Origin of the sequence: Enterobacter sp. EGD-HP1, from assembly GCF_000733275.2 — a bacterium.
Classification (GTDB): domain Bacteria; phylum Pseudomonadota; class Gammaproteobacteria; order Enterobacterales; family Enterobacteriaceae; genus Enterobacter.
The window spans coordinates 34119-47957 of record NZ_AVOP01000032.1 but is presented as its reverse complement, the minus strand read 5'-3'; the positions used below and the strand labels follow the sequence as shown (position 1 = coordinate 47957).

At 54.7% G+C, this 13839-nt stretch carries 12 protein-coding genes; 7 read left to right on the top strand and 5 right to left on the bottom strand.

Features of this window, described 5'->3' with window-relative positions:
• Nucleotides 1-3: 3 nt before the first annotated feature.
• Nucleotides 4-1086 (top strand): ABC transporter ATP-binding protein, encoded by a 1083-nt coding sequence (locus N037_RS15870; RefSeq protein ID WP_023335914.1) that lies wholly within the window; start codon nucleotides 4-6, stop codon nucleotides 1084-1086.
• 66 nt (nucleotides 1087-1152) lie between these two features.
• Nucleotides 1153-2067: an OmpG family monomeric porin gene (locus N037_RS15865; protein WP_032642127.1), complete on the top strand. Its 915-nt coding sequence runs from the start codon at nucleotides 1153-1155 to the stop codon at nucleotides 2065-2067.
• 34 nt (nucleotides 2068-2101) lie between these two features.
• Here the strand turns inward: N037_RS15865 and N037_RS15860 are convergent, their stop codons facing one another.
• A complete protein-coding gene (locus N037_RS15860) occupies nucleotides 2102-3112 on the bottom strand; it encodes a LacI family DNA-binding transcriptional regulator (protein WP_032642125.1) in 1011 nt (336 codons plus the stop codon).
• A 155-nt stretch (nucleotides 3113-3267) separates the two neighbouring features.
• Between N037_RS15860 and N037_RS15855 the strand changes: the two genes are divergently transcribed.
• The 3 genes from N037_RS15855 (at nucleotide 3268) to tyrR (ending at nucleotide 7368) form a co-directional block, all read left to right on the top strand.
• Entirely contained in the window at nucleotides 3268-4665 is a 1398-nt protein-coding gene (locus tag N037_RS15855; protein ID WP_032642123.1) for a YcjX family protein, read from the top strand.
• Nucleotides 4662-5714: a YcjF family protein gene (locus tag N037_RS15850; protein WP_032642121.1), complete on the top strand. Its 1053-nt coding sequence runs from the start codon at nucleotides 4662-4664 to the stop codon at nucleotides 5712-5714. Before N037_RS15855 ends, N037_RS15850 begins: the two co-directional genes overlap by 4 nt.
• 112 nt (nucleotides 5715-5826) lie before the next feature.
• On the top strand, nucleotides 5827-7368 hold the full coding sequence (gene tyrR / locus N037_RS15845) for a transcriptional regulator TyrR (RefSeq protein WP_032642118.1): 1542 nt from the start codon (nucleotides 5827-5829) through the stop codon (nucleotides 7366-7368).
• Nucleotides 7369-7405: 37 nt separating this feature from the next.
• On the opposite strand, the gene N037_RS15840 is transcribed toward tyrR, so the two are convergent.
• Nucleotides 7406-8614: an aldose 1-epimerase family protein gene (locus tag N037_RS15840; protein WP_032642116.1), complete on the bottom strand. Its 1209-nt coding sequence runs from the start codon at nucleotides 8612-8614 to the stop codon at nucleotides 7406-7408.
• Between the two features lie 275 nt (nucleotides 8615-8889).
• Entirely contained in the window at nucleotides 8890-9396 is a 507-nt protein-coding gene (tpx, locus tag N037_RS15835) for a thiol peroxidase (RefSeq protein ID WP_023335907.1), read from the bottom strand.
• Nucleotides 9397-9503: 107 nt separating this feature from the next.
• Here tpx and ycjG point away from each other — a divergent pair, with 107 nt between their 5' ends.
• On the top strand, nucleotides 9504-10469 hold the full coding sequence (ycjG, locus tag N037_RS15830; protein WP_032642114.1) for an L-Ala-D/L-Glu epimerase: 966 nt from the start codon (nucleotides 9504-9506) through the stop codon (nucleotides 10467-10469).
• Here ycjG and mpaA read toward each other — a convergent pair.
• Nucleotides 10460-11173: a murein tripeptide amidase MpaA gene (gene mpaA, locus N037_RS15825; RefSeq protein ID WP_032642112.1), complete on the bottom strand. Its 714-nt coding sequence runs from the start codon at nucleotides 11171-11173 to the stop codon at nucleotides 10460-10462. The genes ycjG and mpaA overlap by 10 nt on opposite strands.
• Nucleotides 11174-11358: 185 nt before the next feature.
• On the opposite strand from mpaA, the gene N037_RS15820 reads away from it, so the two are divergent.
• Nucleotides 11359-12975, top strand: coding sequence for a peptide ABC transporter substrate-binding protein (locus N037_RS15820; RefSeq protein ID WP_032642109.1), 1617 nt, complete (start codon nucleotides 11359-11361; stop codon nucleotides 12973-12975).
• A 90-nt stretch (nucleotides 12976-13065) separates the two neighbouring features.
• Here N037_RS15820 and N037_RS15815 read toward each other — a convergent pair whose 3' ends face one another.
• Nucleotides 13066-13629: a DJ-1/PfpI family protein gene (locus N037_RS15815; RefSeq protein WP_072163993.1), complete on the bottom strand. Its 564-nt coding sequence runs from the start codon at nucleotides 13627-13629 to the stop codon at nucleotides 13066-13068.
• Nucleotides 13630-13839 lie beyond the last annotated feature (210 nt).

Sequence of the window (13839 nt, the reverse complement as noted above, 5' to 3'; positions counted from 1 at the left end):
ACAATGGCTCAACTGTCTCTGAAACACATTCAGAAAATCTATGATAACCAGGTCCACGTGGTTAAGGATTTCAATCTCGAAATCGAAGACAAGGAGTTCATCGTCTTCGTCGGGCCTTCGGGCTGCGGTAAATCCACGACGCTGCGTATGATTGCCGGTCTGGAGGAGATCAGCGCGGGGGAACTCGTGATTGACGGGGTTTGCATGAACGACGTGCCCGCCAAGTCACGCGACATCGCCATGGTGTTCCAGAACTATGCGCTTTATCCGCATATGACGGTCTACGACAACATGGCGTTTGGCCTGAAGATGCAAAAAATTGCGCCTGCGGTTATTGAAGAGCGCGTTAACTGGGCGGCACAGATCCTCGGCTTACGGGAGTACCTCAAGCGTAAACCCGGCGCGCTGTCCGGCGGCCAGCGTCAGCGCGTGGCGTTAGGCAGGGCGATCGTGCGCGAAGCAGGCGTTTTCCTGATGGATGAACCGCTCTCCAACCTCGATGCCAAGCTACGCGTGCAGATGCGGGCTGAAATCAGCAAGCTGCACCAGAAGCTGAACACCACGATGATTTACGTGACCCACGATCAGACGGAAGCCATGACGATGGCGACACGCATCGTGATCTTAAAAGACGGCATTATTCAGCAGGTTGGTGCACCGAAGCAGGTCTATAACGAACCGGCAAACATGTTTGTCGCGGGGTTTATTGGATCGCCTGCCATGAATTTCATTCGCGGCGCTATCGACGAGCGCTATTTCGTCACGGAAACGCTGCGTCTGGCGATCCCGGAAGACAAGCTCGCTTCACTGAATGCTGCAGGGTATCAGCGCAAAGCGGTGGTCTTTGGGATCCGCCCGGAAGATATTCTCACGCTTCAGAGCTGCGGTGAAAACATCGCGGCGAAAGTCAGCGTAGCCGAACTGACCGGCGCAGAGTTCATGCTCTACGCCACCGTTGGCGGTCATGAACTGGTTGTTCGCGCGGGAGCAGCGAATGATTATGCCGCAGGGGATAATATCGGCATCCAGTTCGATATGAATAAGTGCCATTTCTTCGACGCTGAAACCGAAGCGGCTATTAGATAAGAAAGGTGTTTGCCGGAAATACCCATTTCCGGTTTTTTTGTTTGTTACTTATAAAGGGAATATTTGATGAGTACTCTACTAAAAAGTGCTGCGCTCGTGCTGTGCGCAGGGGTTGGCTGTGCACATGCAACAGAAACGGCTAAACAGTGGGAATTTAATATTGGCGCGATGTATGAAATAGAAAACGTCGAAGGTCAGGGGGAGGATAAAGACGGCTTATATGAACCTTCCGTGTGGTTTAATGCAACATGGGATGCCTGGACTATTTCGCTGGCGATGTATCAGGAAGGTCCGGTTGATTATAGCAGCATGACCCGCGGCACCTATTTTGATCGCCCGGAATTTGAATTGCGCTATCGCTTTATCGGAACCGATAATTTTACGTTCGGTCTGATCGGCGGCTTCCGTAATTATAGCTATCACTTTAAAGATGAACACGGCGCCAGAGACGGCAGCGCAAACATGCAGCGCTACAAAATTCAGCCTGACTGGGATATTAAATTAACCGACGACTGGCGCTTTGGCGGCTGGTTTGCCATGTATCAGTTTGCTAACGATCTGCAAAAAACAGGTTATTCTGACAGCCGCGTTGAAACCGAAACGGGCTTTACCTGGACCATTAACGAAACCTTTGCCGCTAAAGTGAATTACTATTTAGAGCGCGGTTTCAATATGGACGGTTCACGTAATAACGGCGAGTTCTCCACCCAGGAAATTCGCGCCTATCTGCCTGTTTCATTGGGCCAGACGACCTTAACGCCTTACACCCGACTGGGGCTCGATCGCTGGACTAACTGGGACTGGCAGGACGATCCTGAGCGTGAAGGGCATAATTTCAACCGCCTGGGTATGCAGTACGCCTATGACTTCAACAACGGTTTATCCATGACGCTTGAATACGCCTATGAGTGGGAAAACCATGACGAGGGTGAAAACGACCGCTTCCACTATGCGGGCGTTGGGGTAAATTACGCGTTCTGACCGATAGGTTTCCAGGGGCTCCAAGCCCCTGGTTTTAGCGCAGCGAGGCCGCCAGTAAAAAATGGGTATCAACAAGCACTTTTTGCGGGGCGGGCTTGCCCGCAATACGCCTGAAGAGAAGATCGCAGCTCTCTTCCCCGAGTTTTCGGGTGGGGATATCAAAGCCGCCGGGTGCGGGCGTTAAAATGAGAGACAGCATCGGGTCGCTGTATCCGGCTATCACCACCTGTTCCGGAATCATCAGATTCAGCTCATCCGCCGCGCGATAAAGGCCGAGTAATTTCATGCTGTCGGTAGCAAATACGGCATCAGGCGGCGTGGGTGAAGAGAGCAATTCCAGAGCCGCCTTAAGCGCGCTCTCATGGGTATAACCGCCGTTCATGATCCAGTCCGGGTTCATCGCAATATGGTGCTTTTCCAGACTGGCTTTATAACCCGCCAGGCGATCGATCGAAACATGATAATCAAGCGGCGCATGCAGACAGGCAATTTTCCGGCGACCGTTTTTAATAAAGGTTTCCGTCAGCGTGGCGCTGTCATGGAAATTATCCGTGTCGACGGAATAAATATTCTGATACTCACCTTCCACTTTGCCGATCACCACTACCGGTACGCCATAGGCATCCAGCGTGGTGAAAAAGGATTCATTTGCGGGTGAACTCAGCATAATGATCCCTTTGATCATCTTCTGTTTTATTTTACTCACGCATTTCAGCAGATCGTCTTCACTGCTTTTTGAGGTTTGTAAAATAACATCGAATCCTTCTTCTTCCGCTTTTGCCGTAATAGCATGAAGGACATCGGAGAAAAAAGGATTACCGGCAGTGGTTTTGGTTGATCGGGTCGAAATAACCATAATGGCATCGAAGCCTGAAGAGGTCAGGGCGCGTGCCAGTTTGTTGGGCTGATAATTTAATTCATCAATCGCCTTTAGCACTTTGTCACGCGCTTCGGGAGAAATATTCGTTTGTTTATTCAGAACGCGGGAAACGGTTGATTTCGATACGCCCGCAACCCGTGCGATATCATAGATGGTGGGTGACATACACCTTACTCACTCCGGACTGACTGCAATGTCGTTCATCTTACTGGAGAGAAAACGACAATAGCAATAAATAAGAATTGATAATCAACGATCTGCCCCCATTTATTGTATTCTGAAGCCATGCATTCAAGGCTTCCAGGCAACGAAGGACGGCGATGAAGCGACTTAAAAACGAAATCAATTCACTGGTGAACCGTGGCGTTGACCGTCATCTGCGTCTCGCCGTGACGGGGCTGAGCCGCAGCGGCAAGACGGCGTTTATCACCGCGATGGTAAACCAGCTCCTGAACCTGCACGCCGGGGCGCGTCTGCCGTTGCTTAGCGCGGTGCGCGAAGAGCGCCTGCTGGGCGTGAAGCGCGTCCCACAGCGTGATTTTGGTATTCCACGCTTTACCTATGACGAAGGGCTGGCGCAGCTTTATGGCGATCCGCCCACGTGGCCGACGCCGACGCGAGGAGTCAGTGAAATTCGCCTTGCGCTGCGTTTTCGCTCGAATGAATCTATGATGCGCCACTTCAAAGATACCTCCACGCTGTACCTGGAAATCGTCGATTATCCCGGTGAATGGCTACTCGACTTGCCGATGCTGGCGCAGGATTACATTTGCTGGTCCCGCCAGATGACGGGGTTATTGCAGGGGCAGCGCGCCGGGTGGTCGGCCAAATGGCGACAGCTGTGCGAAGGCTTAGACCCGCTTGCCCCGGCCGATGAAAACCGTCTGGCGGCCATTGCCGAGGCCTGGACGGCGTATCTGCACCAGTGCAAACAGGAAGGGTTGCACTTCATTCAGCCGGGGCGTTTCGTTCTGCCGGGTGATTTAGCGGGCGCCCCTGTGCTTCAGTTCTTCCCGTGGCCGGATGTGGATGGGGTGGGCGAGTCGAAGCTGGCGCAGGCCGACAGGCACACTAACGCCGGGATGCTGCGCGAACGTTACAATTACTACTGTGAAAAAGTGGTCAAGGGATTCTATAAAAACCACTTCTTGCGATTTGACCGCCAGATTGTGCTGGTGGATTGTCTGCAGCCGCTCAACAGCGGGCCGCAGGCATTCAACGATATGCGTCTTGCGCTGACGCAGCTGATGCAAAGTTTCCACTATGGGCAGCGGACGCTGTTTCGCCGTATGTTCTCTCCGGTGATCGACAAACTGCTTTTTGCGGCTACGAAGGCCGATCACGTCACGGTCGACCAGCATGCCAATATGGTATCGCTGCTGCAGCAGCTGGTGCAGGACGCCTGGCAAAACGCCGCCTTCGAAGGGATCGGCATGGATTGCCTTGGGCTCGCCTCCGTGCAGGCGACGCAAAGCGGGCTGATTGACCTTAACGGCGAGAAAATACCGGCATTACGCGGAAACCGGCTCAGCGACGGTGAACCGCTTACCGTGTATCCGGGCGAAGTGCCTGCGCGGCTGCCGGGTCAGGCCTTCTGGCAGAACCAGGGATTCCAGTTTGAAGCCTTCCGCCCGCAGGTCATGAATGTTGATCAGCCGTTACCCCACATCCGTCTGGATGCGGCGCTTGAGTTTTTGATTGGAGATAAATTGCGATGACGGAACCGTTAAAACCGCGCATAGACTTTACCGGAACGCTTGAGCAGGACCCTCAGGAGGCGTTCAAAACCGCGCAGACGTTCAGCGGCACGCAGGCTGATAACTTTGCTCCGGCGCTGACGGAGGAGCCGGGCGTCGAGGAAGGTCCGGCAGAGGCGGTTGTGGAAGCCGCTCTGCGCCCCAAACGCAGCCTGTGGCGTAAGATGGTCACCGCCGGTCTGGCGCTGTTTGGCGTAAGCGTGGTTGGGCAGGGCGTGCAGTGGATGATGAATGCCTGGCAAACTCAGGACTGGGTCGCGCTGGGCGGATGTGCCGCGGGCGCGCTGATTGTGGGGGCGGGCATCGGATCGGTTGCCACCGAGTGGCGTCGGCTCTGGCGATTGCGCCAGCGTGCGCATGAGCGTGATGAAGCGCGGGATCTGCTCCACAGTCACGGCACCGGCAAAGGTCGCGCGTTTTGTGAAAAGCTGGCCAGCCAGGCAGGTATCGATCAGTCGCATCCGGCGCTTCAGCGCTGGTATGCCGCCATCCATGAAACCCAGAATGACCGGGAAGTGGTGACGCTCTATTCCCATATGGTTCAGCCGGTGCTGGATGCCCAGGCGCGTCGCGAGATCGGCCGTTCTGCGGCGGAATCCACCCTGATGATTGCCGTCAGCCCGCTGGCGCTGGTCGATATGGCCTTTATCGCCTGGCGTAACCTGCGACTGATCAACCGTATCGCGAACCTTTACGGCATAGAGCTGGGTTACTACAGTCGGCTCAGACTGTTTAAGCTGGTCCTGCTCAATATCGCGTTTGCCGGGGCGAGTGAACTGGTGCGCGAAGTGGGCATGGACTGGATGTCGCAGGATCTGGCGGCGCGTCTTTCTGCTCGTGCCGCCCAGGGTATTGGCGCGGGATTATTGACGGCGCGTTTGGGGATTAAAGCAATGGAGGTCTGCCGTCCGCTGCCGTGGATCGATGGCGACAAGCCCCGACTGGGGGATTTCAGGCGTGAACTGATCGGCCAGCTCAAAGAGACGCTCAATAAAAAACCTGCTCCGTGAGGTTTTGTTCACTAATCGTGCTGGCTGTCAATATTTGTTGACAGCCATCTTCCGGATCACCGTGTTCTGACATATCATTTTACTGTTATTGGCTTAAAACGGTGAATTTCCCATGCGTCTTGAAGTCTTCTGTGAAGACCGTCTCGGTCTGACCCGCGAATTACTCGATCTTCTTGTTTTACGTAGCATTGATTTACGTGGCATTGAGATCGATCCTGTCGGGCGAATTTACCTCAATTTTGCCGAAATTGAATTTAATACCTTCAGTAGCCTGATGGCGGAAATCCGCCGTATCGATGGCGTTACGGATGTACGCACCATTCCCTGGATGCCCTCTGAGCGTGAGCACCTGGCCCTGAGCGCGCTGCTGGAAGCCATGCCAGAGCCGTTCCTCTCCCTGGATTTGAAAAGCAAAGTTGAGCGCGTTAACCACGCGAGCTGCCAGCTTTTCGCGCAGAGCCAGGAGAAGCTCAGCAATCATAACGCCGCGCAGCTGATCCCCGGCTTTAACTTCCAGCGCTGGCTGGACAGCAATCCGCAGAACACGCTTAGCGAGCATGTGGTGATTAACGGGCAGAATTTCCTGATGGAGATCACGCCGGTCTATCTGAAAGGGGAAGGGAATACCCGCGTACTGACCGGGGCGGTGATCATGCTGCGCTCGACGTTACGCATGGGCCGTCAGCTGCAGAACATTTCCAGCCAGGATGTTGGCGCCTTTAGCCAGATTATTGCCGTCAGCCCGAAAATGCGCCATGTGGTGGATCAGGCGCGCAAGCTCGCAAGCCTGACCGCGCCGCTGCTGATTACCGGGGACACTGGCACCGGGAAAGACCTGCTGGCTCACGCGGTGCATCTGGCGAGCCCGCGTGCGGCCAAGCCTTATCTGGCACTTAACTGCGCCTCTATTCCGGAAGATGCCGTTGAAAGCGAGCTGTTTGGCCACGCGCCGGAAGGCAAAAAAGGGTTCTTCGAGCAGGCTAACGGCGGCTCCGTGCTGCTGGACGAGATCGGGGAAATGTCGCCGCGCATGCAGGCTAAGCTGCTGCGTTTCCTGAACGACGGAACGTTCCGCCGCGTCGGAGAAGATCACGAAGTGCATGTGGACGTGCGCGTCATTTGCGCCACCCAGAAAAACCTGGTTGAGCTGGTGCAAAAGGGGATCTTCCGCGAGGATCTCTATTACCGCCTCAACGTCCTGACGCTGAATATTCCCCCGCTGCGCGATTGTCCGCAGGACATCATGCCGCTCACGGAGCTGTTCGTCGCCCGCTTTGCCGACGAGCAGGGGGTGCCGCGTCCGAAGCTGTCTGCCGATCTCGGCACGGTGCTCATGCGCTACGGCTGGCCGGGCAACATTCGTCAGCTTAAAAACGCCGTCTATCGTGCGCTGACCCAGCTCGAAGGCTATGAGCTGCGTCCGCAGGATATTCTGTTGCCTGATTACGACGCGGGGACGGTGTCTGTCGGCGAAGAGGCGATGGAGGGGTCGCTGGACGATATCACCAGCCGTTTTGAGCGCTCCGTGCTGACGCAGCTGTACCGCAGCTATCCCAGCACCCGTAAACTGGCAAAACGTCTGGGCGTCTCGCACACCGCGATTGCAAATAAGCTGCGCGAGTACGGTTTGAATCATAAGAAAGGTGACGAATAACAAAAAGCCTCTGTAAAGAGGCTTTTTTATTTTACGTTTATTCCTTCGCCAGAGGCGTGGTCACGATTTCTGTTTTTATCTCTCCCTGAATCGACGCAATCCGGCTTTCGACGTCTTTCACCTGCTGCGGGCTGTGGAGCAGGGTATAGGTCAGGTCAAACTGTGCGCTGGCACCGGGCTGCAACTGCTTAACCCGCTTCTGCTCGCGTTCTATTGTGACGGGGTAGGCGTAGCTGGTGCCTGGCTCAATGCCCGTGACGTAGCCCTGCTTCAGCGTGTCGGTATTTTTCCATAAGGTCAGAACGGGCAGTTGACGGGTATCAAACTGGATTGACGCGCCTTTATCTCCGGCTTTATTGACCACCGCTGCGAGCGTTTCGTGGTTATTGTCCGCAAGCGGTTTGATGTTAAAGACCATCTCATCAAAGCCTTTTGTCGGCCCGGCATAGGTTTGCCAGTCGTTAACGCCCGCTTTGGCGTAGTCATTGAACGGGCTCACGCTCACAGCCGGTGCAAGGAAACGAGCGCCTTCTTCGAGGATCGGCGTCCCGAAGTTGCTGTGATAGATGATTTGGTAATCATGAGGGTAATCTGCATGGTTGGTCAGTACATCGTGCAGGCTGAACTGGTTGGTTCCGGGAACGTAGCGCAGTTCGGTCATGGTTTGCAGATCCGATTTTTTAAACGTGCTCTCTTTGATCAAACCCCGAACGCGGATCTCATGCGGAGCGGCATCCGCGATTTCAACCTCGACCTGTGAAACAGGGGTATTACCGGCCCTGCCGTGCAGGGTGTAGATTTGCCCATCCGCAGTGACCGGGTGCCCTGTCCACTCATAGCCACAGCGCACCATCATCTCGTTGAAACCATCCAGCCAGCCGAGACCGTTGCGGCTTTCTAGATTGATATACGCCGGATTTACGACCTCTTTGACGGGAGAGTTCCACCCCAGCCGGGTGCCAAACCCTTCTACGTGCAGAAGGTTCATCCCGCGGGTTGGGCTCAGGGTAATGGTCAGGCCATCTTTGCTGCTAATAATGATGACTTTGCTGCCTTCCTGTTTACCGCCGTGTAAGACTTTTTGCTCAATGCTGAACATTTGATCTTTAACGTTCAGCTCATTACTGGAAATCTTCCAGTTTCCTTTCTCTATGCTGCTTTCAGCGCTTGTCAGCACCCAGGTTTTAGCCGCTGCATGGCCAGAAGTCAGTACCGCAAGGAGCGTAAAAGCGAGTTTGATCTTCATATTTTATCCTTTTTGCTGAAACGATTATTTTCTTTCGTAAGCAAATCTAATGTTTAGGCAGAAAGGGAAATGTGATGAGCTTCACTGGAGATGAAAATAGGGAATTTTAACGATTATTATGCGTTATTGATCACGCTCATGTTACATATCGCCTGTGTAATTGCATGATTAATGTGACATGCAAACATTTATGCTTTAACGATTCAGCTTTGACGTAATAAAAAACCCCGCCGCGGCGAGGTTGAGAATTAGCTGTATCGAATGCTAAGTAGTTATTATGCTTTCAGCACGTCCAGCGCGGCAGTGTAATCCGGCTCGGTGGTGATTTCGTTAACCAGTTCGCTGAAGACAACGGTGTCGTTTTCATCAAGAACCAGTACAGCACGTGCTGCCAGACCTTTCAGTGGGCCTTCCGCGATGCTGACGCCGTATTTCTCAAGGAAATCTGCGCTGCGCAGGGTGGAGAGGGTAATGACGTTGCTCAGGCCTTCGGCACCGCAGAAACGGGACTGGGCAAAAGGCAGGTCAGCGGAAATACACAGCACAACGGTGTTGTCCATTTCAGTCGCCAGCTGGTTGAATTTACGCACGGATGCGGCACAAACGCCGGTATCAATGCTTGGGAAAATGTTCAGTACTTTGCGTTTACCCGCAAACTGAGCCAGTGTGACGTCAGACAGATCTTTAGCCACCAGAGTAAAAGCCTGCGCTTTGCTGCCAGCCTGCGGAATGGAACCTGCAACAGCAACCGGGTTGCCCTGGAAATGAACGAGTTGTGACATAGATATCTTCCTGTTTACATATAGTTAACGTCGTGGCTAGTGTATGCCATCAGCGGATAACACGGCAAACCAAATTTTTCGCCTTTCCGGGCCGCAAGGAGTCAGTGATGAGAAGCGTGAAGGTCTATGAAGAAGCCTGGCCATTGCATACCCCGTTTGTGATCTCCCGCGGCAGCCGAAGTGAAGCCAGCGTGGTGGTGGTTGAAATCGAAGAAGAGGGGATTAAAGGCGTCGGGGAATGTACGCCTTACCCGCGCTACGGAGAAAGTCCTGCGTCGGTGATGGCGCATATCATGACCCTGGTGCCTGACCTGCAAAAAGGGCTCACGCGCGAGGCATTACAGCAGCGTTTACCCGCCGGGGCAGCGCGTAACGCCGTCGACTGTGCGCTCTGGAGCCTTGAGGCCGCTAAGCGGCAGCAATCGCTGGCGTCCTTGCTGAGCGTGGTGCTGCCGGAGTCCGTCGTGACGGCGCAAACGGTCGTGATTGGTGAGCCGGAGCAGATGGCCGCCAGCGCAAAAGCGCTCTATGACGCCGGAGCCACACTGTTAAAAGTGAAGCTCGACGATCGCCTGATCAGCGAGCGGATGGTTGCCATTCGCTCCGCGGTGCCCTCGGCCACGCTAATTGTTGACGCCAACGAGTCGTGGCATCCCGAGGGGCTTGCCGCGCGATGCCAGCTGCTGGCCGATCTGGGCGTGGCGATGCTGGAGCAGCCTCTGCCAGCGAAGGATGATGCGGCGCTGAAGAATTTTATCCATCCGCTGCCCGTCTGCGCGGACGAAAGCTGCCATACCCGCGAGAATTTGAGCGCGCTTAAGGGCCGCTATGAGATGGTCAATATCAAGCTCGACAAGACCGGCGGGCTGACAGAAGCGCTGGCCCTGGCGGCGGAAGCGCAGGCGCAGGGCTTTTCACTGATGCTGGGATGTATGCTCTGCACATCCCGGGCGATCGGCGCGGCGCTGCCGCTGGTCAATCAGGTCCGTTTTGCTGATCTGGACGGCCCAACGTGGCTGGCGGTTGACGTTTCACCGGCGCTTAATTTTACCAGCGGCGTGCTTCATCTTTGAGGCTGCCAGCGCAGAAGCTCCATCATCGCTTTTAGGTATTTTTCGCTGGCTTCGTCGGAGGAAATCGGCGGGAATTCAGCGGTAATGCAGGGCAGGCTCAAATCGGCGCACCAGCTTCCGAAGGACCCGGGGGTCTCATAGCCCACGCTGGTGACGAGCGGCAGGGCGAAAGCCTGCGCCAGCCACGCGCCAAGGTCAGAGTGACGAGGATCTTCAATACAGGCCAGCGGGTCGTGGAAGGAGACAATCCAGGAAGGGTGGATCTTATGGATAAGTTGGCACAGCGCCTGCGTTTCCGGCTCGGAGCCGGGCTTGTCTCCCGTCAGCAGCACCACGTCCCGCTCCTCAGCGGAGCTGTTCCAGCGATAAACCGTTTCACCGGCGCGCCAGTTTGCCGCCGGGAAATTACGGTTCAGGTCGACTCCCCTCGCATTTGCCCGTAATCCAAGCTGACAGCCGTCCGGATTGACGGCAAGAATCACATGGTGACGTCGCAGTGCAGGGGTGAGCGTGCGCAGCGCGCAGGAAAGTGTGACGACGGATGAGTTCTCATCCCCGTGCGTACCGGCAATGATCAAACCGCTGTCGCGATCGGAATCGGGGGCCGGGAACCAGATCAGCGATGCGCCTAAAAATGAGCGGCCATATTGCTCAGCGCCCGGTGGAAAGGCGCCGCGTTCCGCTCGTGGTCGGGTGGTTGCCATACGAAATCCTGATAAAGAAGTCTCTACTGGCAGTGTTGTGCAAAACTCGCTGTTAATCAAATAGTTTCCGTGACGTCTGAGAATTGCCTCAAATCACTATTCCTGACGAAGGTATTTGCATTTCTCTTTGTCGAAACAAATAATTACGCATCTGCTTGTTACCTGAATTCATTAAAGGGGATCTTATGAAGCATCCTGTTTCGCGTCTCTGTGCTGCACTGTACCTGTGCGGACTCTCTACACTTTCGTACGCTGCTGATGTGCCACAGGGCACGGTACTGGCGCAAAAACAGGAGCTGGTCAGGCATATTAAAGACGAACCGGCTTCGCTCGATCCGGCAAAAGCGGTGGGATTACCCGAGATTCAGGTGATTCGCGATCTTTTCGAAGGGCTGGTGAATCAGAACGAGAAGGGGGAACTGACCCCGGGCGTGGCGACGCGCTGGCAGAGCAACGATAACCGTATCTGGACGTTCACACTGCGCGATAACGCGAAATGGTCTGACGGTACGCCCGTCACCGCGCAGGATTTTGTCTACAGCTGGCAGCGTCTGGTCGACCCGAAAACCACCTCTCCATTTGCCTGGTTTGCAGCGCTGGCGGGTATCAACAACGCCCAGGCCATTATTGACGGTAAAGCGGCACCAGATACCCTGGGCGTGACGGCGGTGGATGCCAGAACGTTACGCGTCCAGCTGGACAAACCGCTACCGTGGTTTAGCAACCTGACGGCAAATTTTGCCTTCTATCCGGTGCAAAAAGCGAACGTTGAAAGCGGTAAAGAGTGGACGCGTCCGGGCGCCCTGGTGGGCAATGGCGCATACGTCCTGAACGATCGCGTGGTGAATGAAAAACTGGTTGTCGTTCCGAATACTCATTACTGGGACAATGCGAAAACGGTCCTGCAAAAAGTGACTTTTATACCGATTAATCAGGAATCATCCGCCACCAAACGCTATCTGGCGGGGGATATTGATATTACCGAATCGTTCCCGAAAAACATGTATCAGAAGCTCCTGAAGGACATTCCTGGGCAGGTGTATATGCCGCCTCAACTTGGAACCTATTACTATGCGTTTAACACGCAAAAGGGCCCGACGGCTGATGCCCGGGTTCGTCTTGCGCTGAGCATGACTATCGATCGCCGCATTATGGCGGAAAAGGTACTGGGTACCGGCGAGAAGCCAGCCTGGCATTTCACCCCTGACGTGACGGCGGGTTTCACCCCTGAGCCTTCACCGTTCGAGCAGATGTCGCAGCAGGAGCTGAATGCTCAGGCGAAAACCTTGCTTCAGGCCGCAGGTTACGGTCCTCAGCGTCCGCTGAAGTTGACCCTGTTGTACAACACCTCGGAGAACCACCAGAAAATCGCCATTGCGGTGGCCTCCATGTGGAAGAAAAATCTCGGGGTGGATGTCAAACTGCAAAACCAGGAGTGGAAAACCTATATCGACAGCCGTAATACCGGCAATTTTGATGTGATCCGCGCGTCATGGGTAGGTGATTACAACGAGCCCTCGACCTTCCTGTCCCTGCTGACCTCAACCCACAGCGGCAATATCTCGCGTTTCAATGAACCGGCCTACGATAAAATTATCAACCAGGCCACGCTGGAAACCACCGCGAAAGCGCGTAATACGGACTACAACATGGCGGAGAAAATCCTGATGGAGAAAGCCCCCATCGCGCCAATTTATCAGTACACCAATGGCCGCCTGATTAAGCCCTGGGTGAAAGGCTACCCCATTAATAACCCGGAAGACGTGGCGTATAGCCGGACGATGTATATTGAGAAGCACTGATGTTTAACGAGAACTGGCGCATTCGTGCGCCAGGTCTGCAATACGGGGTACCGCTTCATTCGTTCTGCGCGCCTTGATGCCGGGTCTCTATTATTCTAACAGCGCACTAAACTTCGCCAGCCACTGCGGATGCGCGGGCCAGGCGGGAGCCGTCACCAGGTTGCCGTCTACATGCGCCTGATCGATGCCGATAGTGGCGTAGTGTCCACCCGCGAGGCGTACCTCAGGCGCACAGGCCGGATAGGCGCTACAGGTTCGTCCTTTCAGGATACCTGCGGCAGCAAGCAGCTGCGGGCCGTGGCATACCGCAGCAATCGGCTTACGCGCGGCGTCAAATGCCTGCACCAGCTTTAACACGTCCTCATTTAACCGCAGATACTCGGGCGCTCTCCCGCCGGGGATCAGCAGCGCGTCGTAATCCTGCTCCTTTACGGTGGAAAAATCGGCGTTGACGGTAAACCGGTGACCGGGCTTTTCGCTATAGGTCTGGGCACCGTCAAAGTCATGGATTGCCGTCATGATGTAGTCGCCCTTCGCTTTATCGGGGCAGACCGCATCCACCTGATGACCAATCATCTGCAAAGCCTGAAAAGGCACCATGGTTTCGTAATCTTCGGCGTAATCGCCAACCAGCATCAGGATCTTCTTGCTCATCATTCCTCACCTTTTTCAATAAAGATGATTAAGATATAGCCTGGCATGGCTGAATTGCCGGAAATAAAAAAGCCCGTCAGAGCACGGGCAACATAAGCAAGTGAATAAGTGATTCGTTATCAACGTTGTTGGAGGATAACGCCGCGTATTTTACGCGGCCGCGAGAGAAGCAGATACCTGACATATTCGGTAGGTGAAACAAGCGATTAA

What these genes read in the sequence shown, in the direction of transcription:
- N037_RS15870 (WP_023335914.1), top strand. Translation starts at nt 4, where the DNA reads ATGGCTCAACTGTCTCTGAAACACATTCAGAAAATCTATGATAACCAG.
- N037_RS15840 (WP_032642116.1), bottom strand. Translation starts at nt 8,614, where the DNA reads ATGAAGATCAAACTCGCTTTTACGCTCCTTGCGGTACTGACTTCTGGC.
- tyrR (WP_032642118.1), top strand. Translation starts at nt 5,827, where the DNA reads ATGCGTCTTGAAGTCTTCTGTGAAGACCGTCTCGGTCTGACCCGCGAA.
- tpx (WP_023335907.1), bottom strand. Translation starts at nt 9,396, where the DNA reads ATGTCACAACTCGTTCATTTCCAGGGCAACCCGGTTGCTGTTGCAGGT.
- N037_RS15820 (WP_032642109.1), top strand. Translation starts at nt 11,359, where the DNA reads ATGAAGCATCCTGTTTCGCGTCTCTGTGCTGCACTGTACCTGTGCGGA.
- mpaA (WP_032642112.1), bottom strand. Translation starts at nt 11,173, where the DNA reads ATGGCAACCACCCGACCACGAGCGGAACGCGGCGCCTTTCCACCGGGC.
- N037_RS15855 (WP_032642123.1), top strand. Translation starts at nt 3,268, where the DNA reads ATGAAGCGACTTAAAAACGAAATCAATTCACTGGTGAACCGTGGCGTT.
- N037_RS15865 (WP_032642127.1), top strand. Translation starts at nt 1,153, where the DNA reads ATGAGTACTCTACTAAAAAGTGCTGCGCTCGTGCTGTGCGCAGGGGTT.
- N037_RS15815 (WP_072163993.1), bottom strand. Translation starts at nt 13,629, where the DNA reads ATGAGCAAGAAGATCCTGATGCTGGTTGGCGATTACGCCGAAGATTAC.
- N037_RS15850 (WP_032642121.1), top strand. Translation starts at nt 4,662, where the DNA reads ATGACGGAACCGTTAAAACCGCGCATAGACTTTACCGGAACGCTTGAG.
- ycjG (WP_032642114.1), top strand. Translation starts at nt 9,504, where the DNA reads ATGAGAAGCGTGAAGGTCTATGAAGAAGCCTGGCCATTGCATACCCCG.
- N037_RS15860 (WP_032642125.1), bottom strand. Translation starts at nt 3,112, where the DNA reads ATGTCACCCACCATCTATGATATCGCACGGGTTGCGGGCGTATCGAAA.